The sequence below is a fragment of the Cobetia sp. 2AS genome, assembly GCF_029846355.1.
Lineage (GTDB): Bacteria > Pseudomonadota > Gammaproteobacteria > Pseudomonadales > Halomonadaceae > Cobetia > Cobetia amphilecti.
In genome coordinates this window covers 426384-451525 of sequence record NZ_JARWKQ010000003.1, presented here as the reverse complement: position 1 = coordinate 451525, position 25142 = coordinate 426384, and the positions used below count along the sequence as shown (strand labels likewise).

Genomic DNA, 25142 nt, shown 5'->3' with positions numbered 1-25142 from the left:
GTGGGCGCGCCGCCGCACAATTGATACAGTTGACCTACACAGGTGACGAATGTCACATCACGCTGATGAAATCCCCGCAGATCATCCACTTGGGGCGATCGGCCCGAGATGTCTTCACAGCCGGCAGGCGTGGGTGCACACTCGGTGGCAGCGCTCGCTCCGGCGGCCCCCTGCCCTTCACCTCTTGCCTTATTCATGAGGGCCACTCACCCCTTCGGGTGGCTCACGCTCAGTACAGGAAACTCTTGCATGGCACAGGACAAGCTCTCCCAACTCAAGGAAATGACCACCGTCGTCGCCGACACCGGTGACCTCGAGGCCATTCGTCGCTTCGCGCCCACTGATGCTACCACCAACCCGTCACTGATCCTGCAGGCCGCTCAGGACCCGTCACGTCGCGAGCGCCTGACCGAAGTCGCGCGCAAGGCCACCGACATCGATGATGCCGTCGATGCCGTGGCCGTGGATATCGGTACCGAGATCGCCGGCCTGGTGCCGGGTTATGTCTCCACCGAGGTCAGCGCCCGCCTGTCCTTCGATGCCGACGAGACCATCCGTCGCGCGCATCGCATCATCGAGCGCTACGCCGCCAATGGCGTCGGTCAGGAACGCATCCTGATCAAGACCGCCTCCACCTGGGAAGGCATTCGTGCCGCCGAGAAGCTCGAGCGCGAAGGCATCCGCACCAACCTGACGCTGCTGTTCAGCTTCGCCCAGGCCCAGGCCTGTGCCGATGCCGGCGTGACGCTGATCTCGCCCTTCGTCGGTCGTATTCTCGACTGGCACAAGGCCAATCAGCCGGATGCCGACTTCAGCGGCGACAACGACCCGGGCGTGAAGTCCGTCAAGGCCATCTACGAGCACTACAAGGGTCACGGCTACAAGACCATCGTGATGGGCGCCAGCTTCCGTAACACCGGCGAGATCGAAGCGCTGGCCGGCTGTGACCGCCTGACCATCTCGCCGGCACTGCTGGGTGAGCTGGCCGAGAGCACCGGCCCGCTGGAACGTCGCCTGCTGGCCGCCGATGCCGAGCAGAACGTGCCGGAAGCGCTGACCGAGTCCAACTTCCGCTGGGACATGAACGAAGATGCCATGGCCACCGAGAAGATGGGCGAAGGTATCCGCAAGTTCATGGCCGATCAGCGCAAGCTCGAGACTCTGCTGGCCGAACTGCGCAGCCACTGAGCCAACGGAGCATAGCGCCGATGATGAGCTCTTGTTAAGCAAGAGCTCATTGAATGGCCAAGGCAACAAAAAGCGCCTGCCGTATTTCACGGCAGGCGCTTTTTTTGTGCTTTCAGAAACGTGCTGTCTGGATCGTGCTTTCAGCAGCGTGCTGTCAGGCTCAACGTCCCAGCGCGCCTTCAGTGCGGCTGGCGATGCTCCTCGCTTTCCAGCAGCTCGATCAGCGGCTGGAACTCCAGACGATTGTGGCCATTCAGGCACATCAACAGCCGGTGAGCCTCGAGAATGCGTCCGCGCAGCTCCTGTTCCTGCTGGGGCGAGGCATCGGCGTCATCCTGAGACTCGTTCAGCGCTGGCGCGTTGCAGCAGGAAGCCCCGTCCAGATCGGCCTGGTCCGCCTCCGGCAGGCTGCCGGCGTCCACGACACTGGCCACCTCGTCGAACCCCATCACCTTGAGCATGGTCAGCACGTCGGGATGGGCAGCCACCACCTGCGCCGGCATCACCAGCCGGTCGCGGACCGCCAGCGCCAGCTTGGCCAGAAAGCCCAGTGCGGTGGAATCGACATTGGTCGCTTCGCGCAGATCGATGATCACGCTTTCCAGTCCCTCAACCGCAGCCACGCGCTGTACCTGCTGATCCAGCGTGGCACACAGCGTCAGGCGTACATCACCGGATAGCTTGAGCACGAACAGGCCGTCTTCGAACACGGCCTGGATACGTCCTTCATCCATCATGGAATCCTGTCAGCGTCATCAAGGTAAGGTCATCCGGCAGCTCGCCATCCAGCGCCAGTCCACGACGCAATCCTTGCACATCTTCACTGCTCAGAATCCGTTGATGCAGTGCTCGAGTCCTGTCCTCCAGCGCCTCGCCCGGCAGGCATTCCAGTACACCATCACTGGCCAGCCACAGACGGAAGCGCTCAGGAAGCGCCACACGATACGCTGGATAGCGGGTGTCTGGGAAGAGCCCCACCGGCCGACCGCTGCCTTCCAGCTCACGCAGTTCGCCGTCAGGCGTGACCAGTACCGGCATCGGCAGCTGGGCGCCCAGGGTGTAATGCAGCGTGCGCGTGTCACGGTCCATCACACCACACATCACCGTGGCATGCTTGCCGATACCACTGTCGATCAGTTCACGGTTGAGCAGTGCCAGCCACTCGGGGCCGAAGGTTTCCGGCGTATGTTCCTCCCAGTGGCGGATAGCGCGTGCGAACAACAGCTTCAGCAACACGGTCACGAAGGCCGACGAGGCGCCATGCCCGGAGACATCCGCAAAGTAGAACAGGCTGAAGCGTTCGTCGATCGCCTGATACTCGAGGAAGTCACCCGACAGATACAGCGACGGCGACAGGCAGTACTCATAACTGACGCCATTGATGTGCTGCCCGCTCTGGGGCAGCAGACGCTGCTGGATCTGGCCACCGGCCTGCTGGTCCTGACGCAGCAGCGCCAGATGCGTCTCCAGGTGCTCGTTGAGCTCCTCGAGGCGCGCACGTGCCTTGGCGTGCTCATGGGCCAGCTGGTGATGCTCCGCCGCCCGCTTGAGCAGACTGCGCAATACCGAGCCATGCTCGCGCGGCGAGATGAGGTAATCGACCAGCCCGGCCTCCACCGCCGGCAGCAGGCATTCATCGCCACGGCTCTCGGCCACCACCACCGTCGGCAGGCGCTCGGCCAGACGCGCCCACTCATGACTGGAAACGGCCTCGACATGCGCGACCACCACCGCCACCCCGCTGGGCAGTGTCGCGATGCCATCACAGGCCGCCACCGCACAGCGTTCATCCGTCAACAGGTTCGCCAGCGCATCACGCCGCGAGCCGGGAAGATCAATCAGACCGATCAACAGACGCTTGCCTTGCTCATCCGCCATGCCAACCCCTCATTCCCGTCCTTACTGCCATCCACTCGCAGTCTTGATGCTGCTTGCCCTCGCGACCGGCACCACTGACCCATTCACGATACCGGTCGCCTGCTGCGGGTGACGCGTTACTGGCTGTCGTCTTCCGGTGCGAAGGCACCGTCGAGATCGGCATCATCGAAGCTGTCGCTGGCGAAGGGATCATCGCCCAGCTTGCCATCGTTGATCTCGAAGTTGCGGCGCTGCAGGTAGGCATCACGAATGAAGCTGTAGCGATCGCCCTGGATCAGCTTCTCCTGCTCGAGCAGACCGGCACGGGTATCGACCAGATCCAGCGCCTTCAGGCCGTAACGCACCTTGTCGTCTTCGACGTAGTTGACGGGATCAGCGAAGTAATCCACCGGCATGCCCGCGGTATCACGCACGGTACTCGGACCGAACAGCGGCAGCACGAGATACGGCCCCTGCCCTGCACCCCAGACGGCAAGCGTCTGACCGAAGTCTTCCTCGTCCACTGTCCAGCCAAGCTCGCTGGCCGGGTCGAACAGGCCGCCGATACCGACGGTGGAGTTGAGCAGCAGGCGGCCGGTGGAGACACCGGCATTGGCCCACTTCCACTGCAGCACCGAGTTGAACATGGTGCTGACCTCTCCCAGATTGGAGAAGAAGTTGCCCACGCCATCCTGTACCAGCTCCGGCGTCACATAGTCATAGCCCTGCGCGACCGGCTTGAGGGCATAGCGATCCAGGGTGTCATTGAAGGTATAGACGTTACGGTTGAAGCCCTCCCAGGGGTCCTGAGGGTTCGGCTCGCTGTCTCCGGTACTGGCGCAACCCGCCAGCAGGGACATGGCCAGCAGTGCCGGCAGGGAAGTCTTGATCGTGTGCATCTCGTCACCTGTAAGTCTATTGGATTCCTGCAGCGGTCCTTGCCACATCCCTGGCTGTCAGGTCCGGTCTTCTTTATACGTTCCGCGCCCGCCAAGAGCCAGCACAGGCCACGTGGATTCGCGCAATGTCCTGCTTCAACCGCAGCGTTTCAGCAGCACGCTGCCGGCACTGTAGCCTGCCCCGAAAGAACACAATACCCCGAGGCTCCCCGGCGCCAGATCAGCGTGATGGAGGTGGAAGGCGATCACCGAGCCCGCGGAGCTGGTATTGGCGTAGCGATCGAGAATGATCGGCGCTTCCTCGCTCGACGGGTCACGCCCGAGCACGCGCCGCGCGATCATGTCGTTCATGTGGCGGTTGGCCTGGTGCAGCCACATGCGATCAAGATCACCGCCATCTGCCTCGATCTCGCCCAGATGGGTGGTGATCAGCTCGGCCACCATCGGGCAGACCTCGCGGAAGACGCGCCGCCCTTCCTGGATGAACAGCTTGTCATCGGCCTTTACACGATGGCTTGCGCTGTCGAGTGTCATCGCGGATGCCACGTCGTCCTCAAGCACCGCCGTGCGATTGAGGAAGCCGAAATTGTTGCGTATCGCATTGGAGAAGCGCGTCACCAGGCGCGTGCCGAGCACCTCGAAGCCATCGGTGCGCGTGGCAACATCCGCCGCTTCCAGCACCACGGCCGTGCAAGCATCCCCGAAGATGAAGTGGCTGTCACGGTCGCGGAAGTTGAGATGCGCACTGCAGATCTCCGGATTGACCATCAGCACACGCCTGGCACTGCCGCTGCGAATCGCGTTGGCGGCGGTCTCGATGCCGAAGGTGGCGGAGCTGCACGCCACGTTCATGTCGAAGGCATAGCCACCGGCCTCGAGCGCGGCCTGCAGTTCCACCGCCACCGCCGGATAGGGGCGCTCGAGGTTGGAACAGGCCACGATGACCAGATCCAGGTCCGCGGCGTTGACGCCCGCCGCCGCCAGCGCTTCACGCGCGGCCGCCACGCCCATCTCGCACTGCACCGAGGGCTGGTCATTGGCGCGCGCCGGCAGACGTGGGCGCATGCGCTCCGGGTCGAGAATGCCCTCGGCATCCAGCACGTAGCGGCTGTGGATACCCGAGGCCTTGACGATGAATTCGGCGCTGGACTCGGTGCGCGCCTCTCGCTCACCACGTGCGATGCCGTCGGCATTGGCGGCATTGTCCGCCGCCACCCAGGCATTGAAGGACGCCACCAATGCCTCGTTGCTGATGGCATTGGGCGGCGTATAGAGCCCGCTGCCGGTGATCAGTACGCGATGATTGCCGCTGGCGCTCATGGACTGGCCGGCGTTGGCGTGTTGCGTATCGGCAGCGTGATCATTGTCATTGTTTGGCATGCATCCACTCCTGACAGTGCTATCCCGCGGGATATCACCAGAATTGAGCGGGGCACGACCCGGCGCCGCGTCGTCATGCCCCATGTTCAGTGTACGCTGTCTCGGCGATTCCAGACGCACGAGTCAGCATTTGTCGGGCGATCACAGTGAATGCTTAAACAGCAATTCCTGTCTGCAGCTTGGGCCATCCCGCCGCGGCACGCCTCCACGTACCGGTCACGCAAGCCCCTGATGCCACGCACAGCGCCCTGGAATGGCCCCCGACAAGGCAGAGCTTCAGCCCAGGCAGAGATTCAAGAGCTCAGCCTCAGGACATCAGCGGCGCGCCATCAGCTCCTGCCAGCGTTTCTCGAGGCGCTTGGCGGAGACGGTCTCCAGGGTGCCGAGCTGCTGGGCAAACAGCGAGACGCGCAGTTCCTGCAGCCACCAGCCGAACTCTTCCAGCTCCGCATCCGGCAGCCCCTGCTCGCGCGCCTTGCTCAGGCGGGCATCAAGGCGGGATTCGAAGCCCTTGACCTCCTCCATGTCACGCTGGTCGCGCATGCGCTCACGCGGCGCCTTGTCGAGACGGATCAGCATCGCCTCCACATAGCGCGGCAGCTGATGCAGCCATTCACCGGAGGCCTGGATGAAGCCCGGCGTAATCAGACGCGCCTGCTGGGCCTTGAGATCAGCCACCACCAGCGCCATCGAGAAGTCGATCTTGCCCTTGAGGCGCTTGGAAAGCTCCAGATGCTGCTTGAGCGCGGCTTCCAGCGGCTTGAGCAGCGCCTCGGCGTGCGGCACCAGCTCGGCCCGCTTGTCATCGAGACGCGCCTGCAGTTCGCTGCGCGAACGCGGCAGCGGCTCGACGGCCATCACCTGCTCGAAGACGCTGTAGATGAAGTCATCCGCCAGCTGGCGACGCGTGCCGACCTTGGCAAACAGCAGCGCACAGCGCTCCAGCGCCTTGAGGTCACGGTCCAGATAGCGCACCTGGTCCGGCAGGCGTGCCATCGCCAGGCGCGTGATGCCATCACGGTGCGCGGCGGCGGCCTTGGCCGGATGATCGAACAGCTCCACGCTCAGGTTCTGCTCGACCTGAGCCGTCGCGCTGGCAGGCGCATGGCTGGACGGCGCGCTGTTCTTGCCGGTCTTGCGCGCCAGCTTGCGCTGCTTGGCGCTCATGCCGCTGTCGGCAGGCGCCGCCTTCACCACCAGCGCCGGGTAGGCCTCGACGCGAATGCCCGCCTGGGTGGTGCTGTGCGAGGTGGCGATCGGCGTTTCCGGCAGATCTTCCAGCACTTCGCTGTCGGCTTCACGACTGCGGTTGGCCATCGCCCGCGCGGCGGCCGCGGCCGAGTCCTTGAAGCGTGCTTCCAGCGCTTCGAGATCCCGCCCTTCGCCCAGCACCTTGCCGTCCTGATCGACGATACGCAGGTTCATCTTCAGGTGCGGTTCCAGCGTTTCGGGCGCCCAGGCATCCTGCGGCAGGCGCAAGCCAGTCTTGACGCGCATGAACTCGGCCAGCGCATCGGTCAGCGGCACGTCGTCCGGGGTCAGCGCCTCAAGTGCGGCATCGACCCAGTTGGGAATCGGCACCACCTGCTTGCGGTACTGCTTGGGCAGCGACTTCATCAGCGCGATGGCCTTGTCACGCAACAGCCCCGGCACCAGCCATTCGATGCGATAGCGCGGCAGCTGCGAGAGCATCGCCGCCGGTACGATCATCGTCACGCCGTCATCCACCGCACCGGGCGCGAAGTGATAGCTCAGCGGGTAGGCGACGCTGTTGTGATGCAGCTGTTCGGGGTAGCGCGCGACGGTGACTTCCTCGGCGTCGCGCGCCATCAGGTCGTCGAGATTCAGATGCAGGACATCGGGGTTGTCGCGCTCGGCCTCCTTGCGCCACTTGTCGAAGCTGCGCCCGTTGTAGATGCCTTCCGGAATCCGCTCGGCATAGAAGGCGAACAGCGTCTCTTCGTCGACGAGGATGTCCCGCTTGCGCGCGCGGTCCTCAAGCTCACCGACCTCATCCATCAGGCCGCGATTGTGGGCGAAGAACGGCGCACGGGTCTGGAATTCGCCCTCGACCAGCGCACGGCGAATGAACAGCTCGCGGGATTCTTCCGGCGCCAGCGGGCCGTAATGCACCTTGCGCGCGGTGACGATGGGCAGCCCGAACAGGGTCACCTGCTCACTGGCGACCACCTGGGCACGCTTCATCTCCCAGTGCGGTTCGCTGTAGCTGCGCTTGACCAGATGCTCGGCCAGCGGCTCGACCCACTCGGGCTTGATCGCCGCGACCTGACGCGCGTAGAGCTTGGTGGTCTCGACCATCTCGGCCGCCATCACCCACTTGGGCGACTTCTTGGCCACACCGGAGCCCGGGTGGACGAAGAAGCGTCGGTTGCGCGCGCCGAGATACTCGCGGTTTTCCTGCTTGAGGCCAAGATTGGAGAGCAGCCCGGTCAACAGCGCGCGATGCAGTGATTCGTGATCGATGGCCACCGACGGGCGGCGGCCCTGTCCCGGTGAGGCCAGTACCCGCGCGGTGACCTCGGCCTGCGCCTCGGCGTCGCGCTCGTGCTGGGCGCTGGTCATCTCCAGCCCCAGGTCGCGCGTCAGCTGCTTGAGCTGACGGAAGGTGTCATGCCACTCGCGCAGGCGCAGATAGTTGAGGAAACGCGCCTTGCACCAGCGGCGCAGCGGGTTGGCACCCAGCGCATCCCGCGCCAGTTCAAAGCCTTCCCACAGATTCAGCCAGCTGACGAAGTCGGAGTTGTCATCATCCCACTCGTGGTGGATCTGATCAGCCTGCTGACGCTTGTCGGCAGGACGCTCGCGCGGGTCCTGGATCGACAGCGCGCTGACGATGATCAGCACTTCACGCAGGCAGCCGCGCGAGGCGCCCTCAAGCACCATGCGCGCCAGACGCGGGTCGATGGGCAGACGCGCCAGGGTGCGGCCATCACGGCTCAGGCGGTTGTGTTCATCCACCGCGCCCAGTTCGCGCAGCAGGCGGAAGCCATCGGTGACGAAGCGCGAATCCGGCGCATCGACGAAGGGAAACTTCTCGATGTCGCCCAGCTTGAGCGACAGCATCGACAGGATCACCGAGGCCAGGTTGGTGCGCTGGATTTCCGGCTCGGTGTATTCCGGGCGCGCGAGGAAGTCCTCCTCGCTGTAGAGGCGGATGCACAGGCCTTCGGCGATACGCCCGCAGCGGCCCTTGCGCTGGTTGGCACTGGCCTGGCTGATCGGCTCCACCGGCAGACGCTGGATCTTGGAGCGATAGCTGTAGCGGCTGATGCGCACCAGGCCCGGGTCGATCACGTAGCGGATGCCCGGCACGGTCAGCGAGGTCTCGGCGACATTGGTGGCCAGCACGATGCGGCGACCACGATGCGGCTGGAAGACGCGGTTCTGCTCTTCGTTGGAGAGGCGCGCGTACAGCGGCAGCACCTCGGTATCACGCAGCTGGGCGCGACGCAGGGTGTCCGCGGTGGCGCGGATCTCGCGCTCGCCGGGCAGGAAGATCAGCACGTCACGCGGGCCCCGCAACCAGCCCTTCTCGCGCTCGATCACCGACAGCTCTTCCACCGCGCGCAGGATGCCTTCCTGCAGGCTGAGGTCTTCCTCATCCTCGGCATCGCGCACCAGCGGCAGGTACTGGGTCTCGACCGGGAAGTTGCGCCCGCTGACCGAGACGATGGGCGCCGGCGTGCCATCCTGGGCCGCGAAGTGCTGACTGAAGCGCTCCACGTCGATGGTCGCCGAGGTGATGATGATCTTGAGGTCCGGGCGGCGCGCGGTGAGACGCTTGAGATAACCCAGCAGGAAGTCGATGTTCAGACTGCGCTCGTGGGCCTCATCGATGATGATCGCCTCGTAGCGGCTCAGGTCCGGATCATGCTGGGTTTCCGCCAGGAGGATACCGTCGGTCATCAGCTTGATCAGCGTCGACGGGCCGGTGGTGTCGTTGAAGCGCACCTGATACCCGACCGTCTCGCCGAGTGTCGTCTCGAGCTCCTCGGCCAGACGCGCCGCCACCGAGCGCGCCGCCAGACGGCGTGGCTGGGTGTGGCCGATCAGGCCATTGCGCCCCAGCCCCATCTCCAGACACAGCTTGGGCAGCTGGGTGGTCTTGCCCGAGCCGGTCTCGCCGGCGACCACCACGATCTGATGCTCGGCAAGCGCGGCGAGGATGTCTTCGCGACGCTCCACCACCGGCAGTTCCGGCGGATAGTTGAGCGCGGCGGGTGTCTGCCAGCGTGCCAGTGCCGTCTCGCGCGCGGCGCGCTGGGCGATGCTCGCCTCCAGGCGGCTCTCGATGTCGTTGATGGCACGATCGACCGGCTTGCCTTCCTTGAGACGCCGCCGCAGGCCAGCCAGGCGCTTGCCCAGCTCGCGCTGATCACGGCTCAGGGCGCGTTCAAGGCGAGCCGCGAGGGCTTCAAGACGCGCATGTTCGGACGGTGCGGTAGCGGTGTCGCTCAAGGACTGCCTCTTCTCAACCAGCGACCACACGCCACGCGCGCAGCCGGAAACTCTCGGGAATTCAGCCTCACGCTCGCCTGCACGAGGCAGCAAGCCATGACACCTGAATGACAAAACGGCCCGTCAACAAGTGACGGGCCGTCCATTGTAGCCCTGCGCGTAGCCGCGCCCAACCTTGGCGGCGCTTGTTCCCTGCCACGCCGCCGGCTCAGCGCTGTCCTCAGTACTGTCCTCAGTGCTCGCGTAGCGGCGTATTGCCACCGCTCTCTTCGCTGTCGCGCAGCTCACGACGCAGCACCTTGCCGACGTTGGTCTTGGGCAGTTCATCGCGGAATTCGACGAAGCGCGGCACCTTGTAGCCGGTCAGCTGCTCCTTGCACCAGCTGCGCAGGCTGTCGCGATCCAGATCCGGGTTGCTTGAGACCACGAACAGCTTGATCGCCTCGCCGCTCTGCTCGTCCGGCACGCCCACTGCCGCCGCCTCGACGATATCCGGATGGCCGCTGACCACGTCCTCGATCTCGTTGGGGAACACATTGAAGCCGGAGACGATGATCATGTCCTTCTTGCGATCGACGATGCGCACGAAGTCATCTTGCTGGATGACCGCGATATCGCCGGTGCGGATGAAGCCCTCGTCATCCATCGCCTCACGCGTGGCGTCGTCACGCTGCCAGTAGCCCTTCATCACCTGGGGGCCGCGCACGCACAGCTCGCCCGGCGCATCGCGCCCCAGCGTCACGCCATCGGCGTCCACCACCTTGAGCTCGGTGCCCGGCACCGGCTTGCCGATGGTGCCAAGCTGCAGCTCACGCGGCGGATTGAAGCTGACGATGGGCGAGGTCTCGGTCATGCCGTAGCCCTCGGCGATCGGGCAGCCGGTAACGGTTTCCCAGCGCTCGGCCGCGCTGCGCGTCAGCGCCATGCCGCCAGAGATGGTCAGTTTGAGACTCGAGAAGTCCAGCGCCTTGAAGTCATCACGCTGACATAGCGCCGAGAACAGCGTGTTGAGGCCGACGAAGGCGGTGAACGGTGTCCTGGCCAGCGTCTTGATGAAGCCATCGATATCGCGCGGATTGGTGATCAGCACGCTGTGGTTGCCGCTCTCCATGCTGTAGAGGCAATTCACCGTGAAGGTATAGATGTGATAGACCGGCAGCGGCGCGATCAGCACCTCCTGACCTTCATTGAGCACATCACTGATCACGCCGCGCGCCTGCAGCATGTTGGCGACCAGATTGCGGTGGGTCAGCATGGTGCCCTTGGCAACCCCGGTGGTGCCGCCGGTGTACTGCAGCGCGGCGATGTCCTCGGGCTGGCGCGTGACACGTGTGTGCGAGAGCCCCGCCCCGCGCTTGAGCACGTCACGCAGGCCGTGTGCGTCGGGCAGGTGGTACTTCGGCACCATCTTCTTGACGTAGCGCACCGCCAGGTTGATCAGCGGACGCTTGGGGAAGTCATGCAGGTCACCGATCTCGGTGATGATGACCTCCTCGATGTCGGTACGCTTGAGCACCTTCTCGAGCTTGTCCGCCATGTTGGCCAGAATCACGATGGCGCGGGCGCCGGAGTCATGGAACTGGTGCTGCATCTCGCGCTCGGTGTAGAGCGGGTTGGTGTTGACCACCACCAGACCGGCGCGCAGCGCGCCGAATACCGCCACCGGGAACTGCAGCAGATTCGGCAGCTGGATGGCGATGCGGTCACCGGGTTCAAGGCCGGTCTCGTGTTCCAGCCAGGCGGCGAAATTGCGCGACAGGCGGTCCACATCGGCGTAGCTGAGCGTCTTGTCCATGCAGCTGAAGGCCGGACGCTCGGCATAGTTGGCGCAGCTGGCCTCGAAGACCTCGAGAATCGAGGGGTAATCCTCGAGACCGGACAACGGCTCACCGCTGACGATCAGGTTGGCATCCCCGGTCACGGGGCCAGCGTGATCAGACGCCTTGTCGGCTTCCGGGTCTGCCGGGGCGTTGGCAGGATTGGCATCATGCATGGCTTGGGCTCCATGACTGCATTCGTCTGCTGGATCGTGGCCGGGCGCGGAGTCTTTCACTGGCAGCCACAGGCGAGAATTCAGCACTTGTTGTTATCAGGGCGTCACGCCCACATGTGAACAATGACATGAATGACGGCGTGATGGGGAAAAGGACGGCGCGACAACGCGCGCGCAGGTGCCGGCAACGCACCGACGACACCCCGGCAAGAACCTCCAGGGCCGCCGCGCTTCACCTTAACCAGTCACGCCAATGATGTAAAACGACCGATTTAAACCATCGTTCACATTCGAAAAAGTCCCGTTGAATCAGATCACTACCTTTGTACGACCTTGGTCAGAGGCTAGCCGCGACTGCCAACCTTGCCATGTCGTTATGCGCTTCAGGCCTTTGAGTCGCGCTCGGCTAGCCCTTAACCTTATGCTCATACAGTCGCGACAGGCGCTGCTGAGCGTCATCACTTCACTCAAGCAGCGGGCATGCTCGCTGTCTAGCCGCCAGATACCCAGAGGACCTCGCATGGCCAAGATCTATCAGGACAACTCGCAAGCCATCGGCAATACACCGCTGGTCAAGATCAACCGCCTCAGCAGCCATCCACGCCTGTACGCCAAGGTGGAAGCCCGCAACCCGGCGTTCTCGGTCAAGTGCCGTATCGGTGCCAGCATGGTGTGGGACGCCGAGGAGCGCGGCGTGCTCAAGCCGGGCATGGAGATCATCGAGCCGACCTCCGGCAATACCGGTATCGCGCTGGCCTTCGTCGGCGCGGCGCGTGGCTATCCCGTCACCCTGACCATGCCCTCCTCCATGAGCATGGAGCGCCGCAAGGTGCTGAAATCCCTCGGCGCCAACCTGGTGCTGACCGACCCGGCCAAGGGCATGCAGGGCGCCATCGACAAGGCCTGCGAGCTGCAGAAGGCCGAGCCGGAACGCTACTTCCTGCCGCAACAGTTCTCCAACCCGGCCAACCCGCGCATCCACGAAGAGACCACCGGCCCGGAGCTGTGGGACGCGCTGGATGGCGAGATGGACGTGCTGGTGGCGGGCGTCGGTACCGGCGGCACCATCAGCGGCATCGCTCGCTACTTCAAGACGGTGCGCGGCCAGTCACTCGAAGCCGTGGCGGTGGAGCCGGCGGAATCCGCCATCATCACCCAGCGCATGCAGGGCGAGTCGATCACGCCGGCCCCGCACAAGATCCAGGGCATCGGTGCCAACTTCATTCCCGACAACCTGGACCTGGCGCTGATCGACCGCGTCGAGCCGGTCGCCAGTGAAGACGCCATGACCATGGCGCGTCGCATCATGCAGGAAGAAGGCATCATGTGCGGCATCTCCTGCGGTGCGGCGATGACCGCGGCGCTGCGTCTGGCGGAAGACCCGGCCTACGCCGACAAGTCCATCGTCGTCATCCTGCCGGACAGCGGCGAGCGCTACCTGTCCTCGCCGATGTTCGCCGGCATGTTCGACGACGTCGAAGGCTGAGCCTCATGCGTTGACCAGGCAAAAGCCGCAAACACGAAGGGCCGCGATTGCGGCCCTTCGTGTATCTGGCATTCAAGCTCTTTCTGCGTCGCTCAGCGTCAGCGACTCAGCCAAACGTCAGCAGCTCAAGTCAGAAGCCAGCCAATCCGGCTTGCGGCGCGCGGTGGCGGTACGATCGACCGCCCCGTTCTCGGCCTGCTCCTGCTCTGACTCTTCCTGGCTCAGCGGCAGCTCACCGCCAAGACTGGCGACCAGCTCGCCTTCGCGGAACACCACCAGCTGACCCGGCAGCAGGCGCTGCCATTGCTCGTTATCAGTGAGCGGATCGGTGGCGATCACCGAGACCACATCGGCATCGGTGGTGTGCTGCTGGAAGTCGACGCTCATCTCGAAGTCGGTGAGGCTCGCCTGCCCGAAGGGCGCACGGCGCGTGATGTGCGCCAGCTTGGTGGAGCAGTAGGCGTAGAGATGCACGCCGTCGGAGAGCAGCAGATTGAAGACGCCAAGCCCGCGCAGACGCTCGCACTGGGCGTGCAGATGCCGCCACAGGTCTTCGCACCGCGCCGGCGGATTCGGGAAGGCGCGCCGGATCTCGCCGAGCAGAAAGCAGGCAGCGTGCTCGCTGTCCGTACTGCCCACCGGGCGATAGTACGGCAGGGGCAGTGCCTGCCAGTCCGCCAGCTGACCGTTGTGGGCATAGCACCACTGCCGGCCCCACAGCTCGCGCGTGAACGGGTGGGTATTGGCCAGCGTCACCTGGCCGACATTGGCCTGACGGATATGGCTGATGACCATCTGCGACTTGATCGGATAGTCGAGAATCATGCGCGCGATGGGCGAATCCACCGACGGATGCGGGTCACGGAATTCGCGATAACCGCCCTCTTCATAGAAGGCGATTCCCCAACCATCGCGGTGCGGACCAGTACCACCGCCTCGCTGCAGAAAACCGGCGAAGCTGAAGCAGATATCGGTCGGCACATTGGCACTCATGCCGAGCAGTTCACACATGGGGTTCCTCCCGCTGAGTCGGCTTGCGCGTCATGCGACGCACCAACATGATCACTACCAGCAGGCCGATCACACCGGCCACGGCGTAAGCGATCATGCGGCTTTGCGGTGATTCTGCCTCACGCTGGGCAAAGTCCGAAGCTCCTTCGAACCACTGACTGATCAACGCAGGCACCTTGTCGATGGGCAGGCGGCCCTTCATCAGCAGGTCATTGAGGTCTTCCTTCTCCTCTACCGCCTGATCCAGGCCCTGAATCTCACCGAAGGATTCGCCCTCGATGGGCGAGCGGTCCAGATTGGCGGCACGCCGCGCCGCATTCTCGTTGAGGGTATAGGGCGCGAGATCGATCACCCGTAAGCTCCCGCCCAGTGCGATGCGCGCGCTGATCTGCACATCGGCACTGACATCACGCTCCAGCGGCGGCAGTTCGATACGCCAGCGACTCTCGCCCGCCTCCGCCACGCTCAACGGCTCGCCCTGCAGCGTCGCGTCCAGCTGGGTGTTGGCGGTGTTGAGCAGCGGATGGCGCGCGCTGACCTCCAGCGCGCTCGGCGGCGTCGCATTCTGCGCATTGCCACCGATCGGCTCGACCAGCAGCGGGTCGACCACGCTGGTGCGCTGGCTCAACTGACGTGCAAAGGGCGCGCCATCGCGCTGGCCCTCGATGGTCAGCGTCAGGCGAGCGCCACCCGGTTGCGGCGGCGGCGGCATGTTGACGCTGAACTGCGCGCCGTCACGCTCGAGGCCGCGCTGCTGGGCGCTGGTCACGGCTGCCGTTTCAGCTGACATGCCACCCTCGTCTTCCGGCACCAGACGCGCATTGCCGTCCAGCGTCGCCAGGAAATCCTGCTCAGCGACATCACGTGCGCCGTCGACCAGCGAGGCCGCGAGGGAATAGCCAAAGCCGCGATACAGCGTGGCCGGTAGCGGGCGCGACACCAGCGCCAGGTCTGACACCACGGTGATGCGGCTGTCGACGCCCACCTGCCCTTCGATACGCCACTGTCCGGCCTCGGGGTCGGTCACGGTGATCAGGTCATAGCGCGGCTGATGTTCCCAGCGCACGCCCTCGGGCAACGACGCCTTGTCGGCCAGCGAGTAGCGCTGACCATCCGGCGCAATCAATACCGGCGCGCTGTCATCGGGACCATGGAAGACCAGCGCCGTGAATTCCTCGACGCTGTCATCGATGGTGAAGTGCTTGTCCTCGAGCGGCACCAGCTCGCCGGGCACAATACGGTCGAGCGCCCCGAGGAAGGCACGCAGCAGGTCTTCCGGGGTCTCGGCGACCGTCGCCAGCCCGCCGGTGCCATCGGCAACCTGCTGCAGCAGGTCGATATCGGCATTGCGCGACAGCGCGACGGTATGCACCGTGATGTTGTGCGCCGCCAGCTGTGGCGTCAGCTCATCGGTGATGCGCTGACGCGAGGCGCTGTCCGAGGCGGCCTTCTCGCTGCTCGGCTCGCGCAGGTCGACCATGCCATCGGAGAGCAGAATGACCTGACGCGGCCCCTGGCCATCGATGCTCGCATCGGCGCCTTCGGCGGCGGCACGCAGGCCCGCCTCGAGGTCGGTGTACTGCTCGTAATCGTCCAGCCGCCCTTCCAGCCCGCGGGCCGCCTGTTTCCAGCCCGCATCGACCGCGCCCAGTGCCAGCAAGGGCTGGACCTGCTCACCGAAGCCCCACAGCCCCGCACGCGAGCGCTCCGGCAGCAAGGTGACCAGCAGGTCGAGCGCACTGGCGCGCAGATTGGTCGGGTCGTTGTGCTTCATGCTGCCGGAGACATCGATCGCCATGCGCAGGTCAGGCGCAATGTCGCGTGCCGAGCCACTGCTTGCATTCACGTCACTCGCGACATCCCGGGCCACGAACGGCATCTGCTCAGCCTGTTCGCTTGACGACTCATCTACCGGCTCACTCACCGACTCACTCATCGGCTCACTTGCCGAAGCGTTGTCCGCTGACGATGCCTGCTCGGCGAAGGCCGAGGGCGACGCGAGGCTGATGCCCGCCAGCATCAGGGCAGCCAGCCAGCGCGCCCCTGCACCCTTCGCTAGAGGGCCGGATGAAGAGCCGGACGCAAGCCCTGGTGAACGGACTGGCTGAAGAGACGAAGTGACAGCTACATCACGGGGCATGACAGATCCTTAGTCCACGCTCGGACAATGCTCGGCTGGCGCTGATCGAACGACGCTCGATCAGAGCGACGGTTCCTGACGGTCACGGCCTGCGCGGGTACGCGCCGACGCACGAGCCGGGGTGCCACGTTTCTCGCTACGCAAGCTGGCGCCAGCGGCGTGGCCCTCGCGCACTTCCTCATCCTCCTGCTCGTGGGCATGAGGCTGGCGGCGCTGCTGGGCGGCGCGGCGACGCTGTTCACGTCCGCGTCCCAGCCACCAGATCACCAGCCCCAGCACCACGCCGGCCCCGATGCCCAGTACCAGCATGCCGAAGGCCGAGGCCATGCCACCACCATCCTTCTGCACCACGCTGACGGCAAAGGCCACGATGGCTGGCGCAAGGCCGGTGTAGGCATCTTCCGCGACGCTGGCCGTGACGTGAAAACTTGTCGGCACGGCGATCATGCCGGCGATACCGCCGACCAGGATCCAGCGCAGAAAACGCGGCAGTATTCGCACCGCCATATAGCCGGTAAACAGCACTACCGCTGCCAGGCCAAAATAGATCAGCCACATCTGCGGCAGCGAATCGGAAATCATCATGCCCTTCACTCCTGTCATAACATCCTGTCGAGACTGACATTCTGAGAGGCGCCTCTCCTGTGCAGAAGCAGCCAGCCCCTCAGTTCAGCCATCGAGTCATCCCATCATCGGGGCCACACGTTGCGTGGCACCAGAGGCTGCGCATTCATCTCTCACGGCGGCGATGCCTCCCATGAGGCAAGGGCTTGCGCACGCTGTGGGACAGGCTCAATGTTACACTCCATGCCCGCCCGACACACTCGAGCACCCCACTTTCAAGAGGTAGCTATGCCCGATAGCCCCGTCCAGCGCCATTATCGTGCCGATGACCCCGAATGGCACTGGCTTGAAGAACGCGACACGCCAGAGGTCACCACCTTTCTCACGGCGGCCAACGCCGAGAGTGATCGCTGGTTCGCCCCGCTCGCGCCGCTGAGCGACGCCCTCTATCACGGCCATCTTGCGCGCCGCGAACTGGCCGTCTCAAGCCTGGCCGAGGCACTGGATCACTACGTCTATTGGAGCGAGACCGCCGCTGATGCCGACTATCCGGTCTGGTGGCGCCATGCGATCGGCGCCGACCCCGCCGATACCCGCCAGCACGAATGCCTGCTGGACCTGCAGAGCCTGTCGCGCCATCACGATTTCGTCGAGCTGGGCGATATGGCCATCTCCCCGGATGAACAGCAACTGGCATGGACTCTGGACACCAGCGGCGACGAGGTGTTCAGCCTGCGTCTTGCAACACTGAACGCGACGAATGGCGACTCACGCAACGCCGGCCACGATGACGAGTGTCTGCTGGAGGATATCGGGCCGGATCTGGTGTGGGCCGAGGACGGCCAGCACCTGCTGTTCACGCGCTATGACAGCACCCAGCGCCCCTTCGAGATCTGGTGTCTGAATGTGGCGAGCCGCGCCGAGACGCTGCTCTATCGCGAGGAAGACAGCGAATTCTGGGTCGGCATGGGCAAGACCCGCTCACGCGCCTGGCTGATTCTGGAAACCGCCTCCAAGGACACCAGCGAGACCTGGTTGCTCAAGGCCGACACCCCGCTGGGTGAGATGCGCCTGGTGCGCGCCCGCGAGACCGGGGTCGAGTACGGCGTCGACCACCGCCCCGGCCACTTCTATGTGCTGCACAACAGGCAAGCGCCGCACTTCCAGCTCGATATCGCCTCCGAGCATGCGCCCGGCGACTGGCAGCCGCTGATCGCCACCCGCGATGAGGTGACGCTGGAAGGTGTCGAAGCCTTCAGCTGGGGGCTGATGGTCGATGAACGCGATCACCGTCAGGCCCAGGCCTGGCTGCGGGTGATCGAATTCGAGGGCACGGCACCGACACAAACGATCTGCCGCGACGAGCGCCTGGCGATGCCGGAGCAACCGCTGAGCCAGGGGCTGGGTGACTGCCCGCATTTCGATGCTCGCCGCCTGCGCATCCGCGAGGAAAGCTTCACCACGCCGCCGAGCTGGATCGAGCTGGACCTCGACACGGGTGAGCGCCGCCTGCTCAAGCGTCAGACCGTGCATGGCGATCTCGCGCCCGAGCAGCTGATCAGCCGCCGCCTGTGGGCGACCTCCGACGATGGTGAGCAGGTGCCGGTCTCGGTGGTCATGCGGCGCGACCTGTGTGATGACGCAGGCCATCCCCACGCCCCGCTGCCGGTATTGCTCTACGGCTATGGCGCCTACGGCGAGACGCTGGACCCCTGGTTCTCGATCGCCCGCCTGGAACTGCTGACGCGTGGCGTCGCCTTCGCGGTCGCCCACGTGCGGGGCGGCGGAGACCGTGGCGAGCCCTGGTATCTGGCCGGCAAGCTGGAGCGCAAGGAAAACAGCTTCAACGACTTCCTCGCCGCGCGTGATGCGCTGGTCGAGCAAGGCGTCGGGGCCGCGGATCGCATTGCCGCCTACGGTGCCAGCGCCGGTGGCCTGCTGGTCGGCGCCAGCCTCAACAAGCGTCCCGAGGCCTTCTGCGCCGCGGTGCTCGATGTGCCCTTCGTCGATGTGCTGCGCACCATGGAAAATCCGGAGCTGCCGCTGACCACCGCGGAATACACCGAGTGGGGCAACCCGCACGAGAACGAGGCGCGGCGTCGTATCCGCGCCTATTCGCCGCTGGACAACCTGAGTGCCGCGCCCTATCCGCCGCTGTTCCTGCAGGGCAGCTGGCATGACACCCGCGTGCCCTACTGGGAGCCGGCCAAGCTGTATGCGCGTCTGCGCCAGATGGACTGCACGCCGCATCCGGTCCTGCTGCGCACCGACATGAGCTCCGGACACGGCGGTGCCTCGGGTCGCTTCAAGGCGTGGCGTGACAATGCGCGCCAGGACGCCTTCCTGCTGTGGGCGCTGGGCGTGTGCGAGAAAGCCGACGGCAATGAGGCCACGCGCGACGACGACTGAGGTGCCTGTGCTTGCGTGTCTTTCGCACAGCGCTGTGACTGTCGGATAGCACCCTGACAGCCGCATACGACAAGGCCCCCGCCGGTTACCCGGCGGGGGCCTTGATGTTTTCGTCAGCTCAGGGGAGCACTACTGACCTGACGAAGGGTGCAGCATGACTGACTCAGCGCGGATCGAGCTTGGCCAGCTTGGTGGCGATACGATCACCATAATCGGCATCCGCCTGACGGAAGTGCGCGATCATCTTGTCCTGGACCACGTGGCTGACGCCTACCATGGTGCCGGCGATGACGTCGGTGATGCGCGTCTTCTGGCCTTCATCGAACAGACGATAGAGGTTGCCGGCCTGGCTGTAGTTATCCTCATCGCTGTTGTCGTGATAGCCCATCCAGGCGTTCTGCTCCAGCGGCATCGCCGGCTCGGCGACGGTAGCGTCCGGCACCGGGGCGCCCTGCTCGGCACGCTCGTTGGGATAGAAGTTGGTGCGTGAGTACTGGCCACCTTCCTTCGTTTCTCCCGGCACGCCCTGACCGACCTGGCCGCCCAGCGGGCCGCCACCGTGACCGGTGACCGGGCACATGCCCGCCATCACGCCATCACGCTGGTAGTGGTTGACCGGGCAGACCGGACGGTTGACCGGCAGCTGCTCGGCGTTGGCACCGACACGGTAGCGGTGTGCATCGGCGTAGGCCCACAGACGAGCCTGCAGCACGCGGTCCGGCGAGGCGCCGATACCCGGCACGAAGTTGGACGGCGAGAAGACGGACTGCTCGACTTCCGCGAAGTAGTTCTCCGGGTTGCGGTTGAGCTCCATCTTGCCGACTTCCATCAGCGGGAAGTCACCGTGCGGCCACACCTTGGTCAGATCGAACGGGTTGATGTGGTAGTCACGTGCCTGGGCTTCGGTCATCACCTGCAGGTTGACGGTCCAGCTCGGACGCTCGCCACGCTCGAGGCGGGTGAACATGTCGTGCTGGTGGAAGTCCGGTGCGACCTGCGCCGCCTGATCGTCGGTCAGCGTCTCGTGGCCCTGGTCGGTCTTGAAGTGCCACTTGACCCAGACACGCTCGCCCTTGTCGTTCCACAGGCTCAGCGTGTGCGAGCTGTAGCCGTTCATGGTGGTCAGCGACTTCGGGATACCGCGGTCGGACATCAGGATGGTGACCTGATGCAGCGCCTGCGGATGGTTGGCCCAGAATTCCCAACGGTTCTGCCAGTCGACCATATTGGTGCGCGGGTCTTTCTTCTGGGTGTGGATGAAGTCAGGGAACTTGGACGGCTCGCGGATGAAGAACACCGGCGTGTTGTTGCCGACCATGTCCCAGTTGCCATCCTCGGTGTAGAACTTCAAGGAGAAGCCGCGCACGTCGCGAGTGTTGTCGCCGCTGTCCTGGCCACCGGCCACGGTGGAGAAACGCGCCAGCAACGGGGTCTGCTTGCCGACACCCTGCAGGAAGCGGGCGATGGTCAGGTCAGACAGGTCACGGGTCAGGGTGAAGGTGCCGTAGGCGGCGACGCCACGGGCGTGGACGACACGCTCCGGAATGCGCTCACGGTTGAAGTGCGCCAGCTTCTCGAACAGACGCCAGTTGTCGAAGGTCAGTGAACCATTCGGGCCCGCTGTCTGGCTGATGTCATCGTGAGGCACCGGGGCGCCGTTACCTGTGGTATAGCGTGGAGTCTGGGACATGTAGACGTTCTCCTGTCAGGTAGAAAAAAGCGCTATCAAACTCGACTGGCAAGGCCAGATGTTGCTGATGTCACATTTTCATGCGCTGCTTGATGTGAAAGCCTGCAGCCCATTGTCGAATCGGGTCGGGGCCGATGCCTGCCCGGCATGTGCTGGCTTGTGGCCCCTTGATGCCTGCTTACCTTACGCACCTGGTGCTTCTAGCGATAATCAATTACCAGCATGCCTTCGATAATCAGCCCCTATCACTGAGCCTATCAGCCACCCTCAGCGGCGTGAACCGCAGGACGGCCCTCGACCCGGCGGCATCACCAACCCTGTTTTCACCTTTCTTCGCCACCCCATCTTCACGTCCGGAAATGACCGCATCATGACCATGAAAAAGCCCCCTGACCTTTGCAGGTCAGGGGGCTTGGTGAGTTACATCATACCTTGTGGGGCGTCAGCGCCTCATGCCGGCATCTGGTTGGCACGCGCATCACGCGACCACACACGGTGAGCCATCAGGGCATCACGCAGCGGCAGGCTGGCGGCGAGCACATCATCCACCAGGATGACGCCCTCCTCGACCGGCACGCGTGCGGCGGCCAGCAGCTCCTTGCCTTCGCAGATCGCCACGATGGGCTTCAGGTGCTTGTAGGCTTCCTGGACATAATAGAGTCCGAGGCCCGAGCCGCTCAGCGCCTCGACGCTGCCCGCGCCGCCAGCGACGACGACGGCATCCACCGTCACGGACGGCAGGCCATTGAGCATCGCATCCGGCGACAGCATGGTGCCGTCTCCGGCCTTGATCGGCGCCATGCTCGGGGCGATCAACAGCCCTTCGGCACCCTCGGCGGCCAGCTGCTCCTTGATCGAGCGAACATCTTCCATGGCGACGCCATCGGCGGCCAGGATCGCGACCTTGCGGGTGGCGATGGAGTCCGGCAGGCGCGCCATCAGGCTCAGCGCCGGGTCGCTGTCGACCTGGCTGGTGCCCAGTTCACCGTCCGGCGCGGGCTTGCTGGTCGGTGTCTCGATGCCGTGATTCTCACCGACGCGACGTGCCAGCTCCAGATCGATGTTGGGCAGGATCTCGGTGATCACCCGCTCACGGATCCACGGACGCTCGACCTTGGAAAGCTCGAAGGTGTAGGCCGCGATGATGTGCTCCTTCTCCACGTCAGTCTGGCTGTTCCAGAACAGGGTGGCCTGGGAATAGTGATCCCCGAAGGAGGCGCTGCGCGCACGTACCTTGTGCGCCTCGATGCGCTCATGATACGGCTCGAAACCGCCATGGGCGTCCTGGGACGGCGGTGTCTCGGCCGGCCAGCCACCATCGATGGAGTTCGGCTCGTAGGACGCCTGCCCCGTGTTGATGGTCTGACGATGCTGGGCATCGCGCTGGTTGTTGTGGAACGGGCACACCGGCTGGTTGATGGGAATCTCGTGGAAGTTCGGCCCACCAAGACGCAGCATCTGGGTATCCAGATAGGAGAACAGACGCCCCTGCAGCAGCGGGTCATTGGAGAAGTCGATCCCTGGTACGATGTTGGCCGGATTGAAGGCGACCTGCTCGGTCTCGGCGAAGTAGTTGTCCGGGTTACGGTCCAGCACCATCTTGCCGATCGGCACCACCGGCACCAGCGATTCGGGGATCAGCTTGGTCGGGTCGAGAATGTCGAAGTCGAAGCTGTGCTCGTCCTTCTCCTCGACCACCTGGATGCCCAGCTCCCACTCCAGCGGCGCGCCGCTCTTGATGTCATCCCACATCATGCGACGGTTGAAGTCCGGGTCACGTCCCCACAGCTTCTGGGCTTCATCCCAGATCAGCGAGCAGGTACCGGCCACCGGCTTCCAGTGGAACTTGACGAAGCGCGACACGCCTTCGCGGTCGATCAGACGGAAGGTATGCACACCGAAGCCTTCCATGTTGCGGTAATGGCGCGGGAAGGCGCGGTCCGACATGGTCCACAGCACGGTGTGAGTGGTTTCCGGCATCAGTGACACGAAGTCCCAGAAGGTATCGTGGGCTGACTGGCCTTGGGGAATCTCGTTGTGCGGCTCCGGCTTCACGGCGTGCACGAAGTCAGGAAACTTCATCGCGTCCTGGATGAAGAACACCGGGATGTCATTGCCGACCAGGTCCCAGTTGCCGTCATCGGTGTAGAACTTGGTCGCGAAGCCACGCACGTCACGTACCGTGTCGTTGGAGCCACGCGAGCCCTGCACGGTCGAGAAGCGCACGAACACCGGCGTCTTCTTGGACGGGTCGCTGAACACGCCGGCCTTGGAATACCTGGAGGCATTGTCGTAGGCCTGAAAATACCCGTGCGCGGCCGCGCCACGCGCGTGAACGATACGCTCAGGAATACGTTCATTGTCGAAGTGGTTCATCTTCTCGCGGAAGATGAAATCTTCCATCAGGGTCGGACCGCGTTCCCCCGCCTTCAGCGAGTTGTGGTTGTCCGCGATGCGCAGTCCCTGGTTGGTGCGCAGGTCATGGCCTTCGGCGTCGGCGCGATAGGTCTCCAGCGCCTCGTCCTTGGCATGGCCGTCACCGGCATTGGGCTTGGTGTCGTGCGGCCCATTGCGGTTGGGATGGGTATAGGGGTTCTCTCCCTCTGCCGAGCGATTCTGGCCCTCGTGATAGGGGCACTTCGCGCTGTCGGCATTCGACTGGGAAGAAGGTGCTGAATCGTGCTCATTGCTCGCCATGCTCAAACGCTCCTGTTTTCGCTAGATCCGCAACGCGCCACTAGTGTGACGCTGAAGGATGATTCGGCCTTGCCGCCTCTTGCCGGCGTACTTCTTGTCCAAGTGCTTGTCGTCAAAGCACTTCTCGAACAAGGCACCTCTCGGCGCCGTGACAGATCACCGGGCAGTCAGGTGCCCCGGGTGACAAGAGGCGTTGCTGCGGCGGGTGTCAACATCGAATCCATCCAGACACCCGCAAGGGACTTCACTTGCTGTTGACGACTGCACTTGCTGCTTGCTGCTTGCTACTTTCGCTTGCTGCTTGCGCTTGCTGACAACCGCCTGACGGGGCTCGACACCACGCCGTCAGGCCTTGGACTTGACCTTCGAAACGATCCACAGCAACACCACCGCCCCCACGACCGAGACGACCAGCGAGCCGATGATGCCGGTGGAGGCCAGCCCCAGCAGCTTGAAGATGACGCTGCCCAGCAGGCCGCCGACGACACCGACGACGATGTTGCCAAGAATGCCGAAGCTGCCGCCGCGCATGATGTTGCCTGCGATCCAGCCGGCCAGACCACCGATGATCAACCCAAGAATGATACCCATCTGCTGTCTCCTTCCTTGCTGATGTACAGGCGCTTGGCGCCGCTGTACAAGTCTTGGAGACGACGTCACACAATTAAAAGGGGGCGATCTTTCATTTGTCAGAATGAGGAGCCGGGCTGGCCCAGGAAGGCGATCTCTTCCGGCGTGGACTCGCGACCGAGAATCGCATTGCGATGCGGGTAGCGGCCGAATCTACGCACGATGTCCGCATGCAGATGCTCATAGCGCAAGGTGTGCTCGAGACCGGGGCGTGCGAACAATTGTTCGGCGTGTTCATGGATGCGCAACGATTCGCTGTGCATCCACGGCATGATCGCGAAGGGCTGCCAGGCCAGCGGAAGGCGGTCCAGGTCGCCCAGCGTGACGGCCTGCTGGGAGAGCGCGAGTGCCAGATTGTCACCACGGAAGGCGCGCGGAGTATCGCGATGGATATTGCGCGCGAACTGGTCCAGCAGCAGGATTTCCGCCAGCCGCCCACCGATACTCGCCCGCCACTCCCACAGCTCACAGGCAAGTGCCTGCTCGAGCCGCGCGGCGAATCGCTCACGCAGTTGACCATCGAGCGCATCGCTCTTGCGAAACCAGTCCTTGGGCGTCAGCTGAGTGAACCAGTAATCGAGCACCTGCCGTGCCTGGGGATGGCTGTCCGCGATCAGCCTGGCGGCATCAGGTTGCGGGGATTCCGAGGGGTTTGAGGGGGGCATTGAGGGTGTCCTTGGGCGGAGTCGGGAAGCAAGCCGCGAGACAGGGCTGGCTAA

At 64.3% G+C, this 25142-nt stretch carries 16 protein-coding genes; 3 read left to right on the top strand and 13 right to left on the bottom strand.

What is annotated here, in order from left to right; genetic code table 11:
• Positions 1-249: 249 nt before the first annotated feature.
• Positions 250-1188 (top strand): transaldolase, encoded by a 939-nt coding sequence (gene tal / locus QD356_RS11705; protein ID WP_192838540.1) that lies wholly within the window; start codon positions 250-252, stop codon positions 1186-1188.
• A 179-nt stretch (positions 1189-1367) separates the two neighbouring features.
• Here tal and QD356_RS11700 read toward each other — a convergent pair whose 3' ends face one another.
• The 6 genes from QD356_RS11700 to QD356_RS11675 form a co-directional block, all read right to left on the bottom strand.
• Complete coding sequence (locus QD356_RS11700; RefSeq protein WP_043333981.1) at positions 1368-1922, bottom strand: STAS domain-containing protein; 555 nt, start codon at positions 1920-1922, stop codon at positions 1368-1370.
• The gene (locus QD356_RS11695) at positions 1915-3066 is read right to left on the bottom strand and encodes a PP2C family protein-serine/threonine phosphatase (protein WP_043333982.1); all 1152 of its coding nucleotides are present in this window, start codon (positions 3064-3066) and stop codon (positions 1915-1917) included. Before QD356_RS11695 ends, QD356_RS11700 begins: the two co-directional genes overlap by 8 nt.
• Before the next feature lie 116 nt (positions 3067-3182).
• On the bottom strand, positions 3183-3944 hold the full coding sequence (locus QD356_RS11690; protein WP_043333983.1) for a VacJ family lipoprotein: 762 nt from the start codon (positions 3942-3944) through the stop codon (positions 3183-3185).
• Between the two features lie 135 nt (positions 3945-4079).
• Positions 4080-5264 (bottom strand): beta-ketoacyl-ACP synthase III, encoded by a 1185-nt coding sequence (locus tag QD356_RS11685; RefSeq protein ID WP_192838707.1) that lies wholly within the window; start codon positions 5262-5264, stop codon positions 4080-4082.
• A gap of 375 nt (positions 5265-5639) precedes the next feature.
• On the bottom strand, positions 5640-9803 hold the full coding sequence (gene hrpA / locus QD356_RS11680) for an ATP-dependent RNA helicase HrpA (protein WP_192838541.1): 4164 nt from the start codon (positions 9801-9803) through the stop codon (positions 5640-5642).
• A gap of 232 nt (positions 9804-10035) precedes the next feature.
• On the bottom strand, positions 10036-11796 hold the full coding sequence (locus QD356_RS11675; protein ID WP_192838542.1) for an AMP-binding protein: 1761 nt from the start codon (positions 11794-11796) through the stop codon (positions 10036-10038).
• Positions 11797-12316: 520 nt separating this feature from the next.
• Between QD356_RS11675 and cysK the strand changes: the two genes are divergently transcribed.
• Positions 12317-13282 carry a cysteine synthase A gene (cysK, locus tag QD356_RS11670; protein ID WP_192838543.1) on the top strand — a complete coding sequence of 322 codons (966 nt, stop codon included), beginning with the start codon at positions 12317-12319 and terminating at the stop codon, positions 13280-13282.
• A gap of 117 nt (positions 13283-13399) precedes the next feature.
• Here the strand turns inward: cysK and QD356_RS11665 are convergent, their stop codons facing one another.
• The 3 genes from QD356_RS11665 to QD356_RS11655 are packed head-to-tail and all read right to left on the bottom strand — an operon-like array spanning position 13400 to position 17018.
• Positions 13400-14293 carry a class II glutamine amidotransferase gene (locus QD356_RS11665; protein ID WP_192838544.1) on the bottom strand — a complete coding sequence of 298 codons (894 nt, stop codon included), beginning with the start codon at positions 14291-14293 and terminating at the stop codon, positions 13400-13402.
• Positions 14286-16433 (bottom strand): vWA domain-containing protein, encoded by a 2148-nt coding sequence (locus QD356_RS11660; RefSeq protein WP_192838545.1) that lies wholly within the window; start codon positions 16431-16433, stop codon positions 14286-14288. The genes QD356_RS11665 and QD356_RS11660 overlap by 8 nt, the downstream gene beginning before the upstream one ends.
• A gap of 60 nt (positions 16434-16493) precedes the next feature.
• Entirely contained in the window at positions 16494-17018 is a 525-nt protein-coding gene (locus QD356_RS11655) for a hypothetical protein (RefSeq protein ID WP_192838546.1), read from the bottom strand.
• A 267-nt stretch (positions 17019-17285) separates the two neighbouring features.
• On the opposite strand from QD356_RS11655, the gene QD356_RS11650 reads away from it, so the two are divergent.
• Complete coding sequence (locus QD356_RS11650; RefSeq protein WP_225996506.1) at positions 17286-19406, top strand: prolyl oligopeptidase family serine peptidase; 2121 nt, start codon at positions 17286-17288, stop codon at positions 19404-19406.
• A 163-nt stretch (positions 19407-19569) separates the two neighbouring features.
• On the opposite strand, the gene QD356_RS11645 is transcribed toward QD356_RS11650, so the two are convergent.
• From QD356_RS11645 to QD356_RS11630, 4 genes are all read right to left on the bottom strand, one after another.
• Positions 19570-21096 (bottom strand): catalase, encoded by a 1527-nt coding sequence (locus QD356_RS11645; protein ID WP_043333987.1) that lies wholly within the window; start codon positions 21094-21096, stop codon positions 19570-19572.
• 450 nt (positions 21097-21546) lie between these two features.
• Positions 21547-23793 carry a catalase HPII gene (gene katE / locus QD356_RS11640; protein WP_192838548.1) on the bottom strand — a complete coding sequence of 749 codons (2247 nt, stop codon included), beginning with the start codon at positions 23791-23793 and terminating at the stop codon, positions 21547-21549.
• Between the two features lie 345 nt (positions 23794-24138).
• Positions 24139-24384, bottom strand: a complete 246-nt coding sequence (locus QD356_RS11635) for a GlsB/YeaQ/YmgE family stress response membrane protein (protein ID WP_043333988.1) — start codon at positions 24382-24384, stop codon at positions 24139-24141.
• A gap of 98 nt (positions 24385-24482) precedes the next feature.
• Positions 24483-25088 (bottom strand): DUF924 family protein, encoded by a 606-nt coding sequence (locus QD356_RS11630; RefSeq protein ID WP_192838549.1) that lies wholly within the window; start codon positions 25086-25088, stop codon positions 24483-24485.
• Positions 25089-25142 lie beyond the last annotated feature (54 nt).

What these genes read in the sequence shown, in the direction of transcription:
- tal (WP_192838540.1), top strand. Translation starts at nt 250, where the DNA reads ATGGCACAGGACAAGCTCTCCCAACTCAAGGAAATGACCACCGTCGTC.
- QD356_RS11700 (WP_043333981.1), bottom strand. Translation starts at nt 1,922, where the DNA reads ATGGATGAAGGACGTATCCAGGCCGTGTTCGAAGACGGCCTGTTCGTG.
- QD356_RS11695 (WP_043333982.1), bottom strand. Translation starts at nt 3,066, where the DNA reads ATGGCGGATGAGCAAGGCAAGCGTCTGTTGATCGGTCTGATTGATCTT.
- QD356_RS11690 (WP_043333983.1), bottom strand. Translation starts at nt 3,944, where the DNA reads ATGCACACGATCAAGACTTCCCTGCCGGCACTGCTGGCCATGTCCCTG.
- QD356_RS11685 (WP_192838707.1), bottom strand. Translation starts at nt 5,264, where the DNA reads ATGAGCGCCAGCGGCAATCATCGCGTACTGATCACCGGCAGCGGGCTC.
- QD356_RS11675 (WP_192838542.1), bottom strand. Translation starts at nt 11,796, where the DNA reads ATGCATGATGCCAATCCTGCCAACGCCCCGGCAGACCCGGAAGCCGAC.
- cysK (WP_192838543.1), top strand. Translation starts at nt 12,317, where the DNA reads ATGGCCAAGATCTATCAGGACAACTCGCAAGCCATCGGCAATACACCG.
- QD356_RS11665 (WP_192838544.1), bottom strand. Translation starts at nt 14,293, where the DNA reads ATGTGTGAACTGCTCGGCATGAGTGCCAATGTGCCGACCGATATCTGC.
- QD356_RS11660 (WP_192838545.1), bottom strand. Translation starts at nt 16,433, where the DNA reads ATGCCCCGTGATGTAGCTGTCACTTCGTCTCTTCAGCCAGTCCGTTCA.
- QD356_RS11655 (WP_192838546.1), bottom strand. Translation starts at nt 17,018, where the DNA reads ATGATGATTTCCGATTCGCTGCCGCAGATGTGGCTGATCTATTTTGGC.
- QD356_RS11650 (WP_225996506.1), top strand. Translation starts at nt 17,286, where the DNA reads ATGCCCGATAGCCCCGTCCAGCGCCATTATCGTGCCGATGACCCCGAA.
- QD356_RS11645 (WP_043333987.1), bottom strand. Translation starts at nt 21,096, where the DNA reads ATGTCCCAGACTCCACGCTATACCACAGGTAACGGCGCCCCGGTGCCT.
- katE (WP_192838548.1), bottom strand. Translation starts at nt 23,793, where the DNA reads ATGGCGAGCAATGAGCACGATTCAGCACCTTCTTCCCAGTCGAATGCC.
- QD356_RS11635 (WP_043333988.1), bottom strand. Translation starts at nt 24,384, where the DNA reads ATGGGTATCATTCTTGGGTTGATCATCGGTGGTCTGGCCGGCTGGATC.
- QD356_RS11630 (WP_192838549.1), bottom strand. Translation starts at nt 25,088, where the DNA reads ATGCCCCCCTCAAACCCCTCGGAATCCCCGCAACCTGATGCCGCCAGG.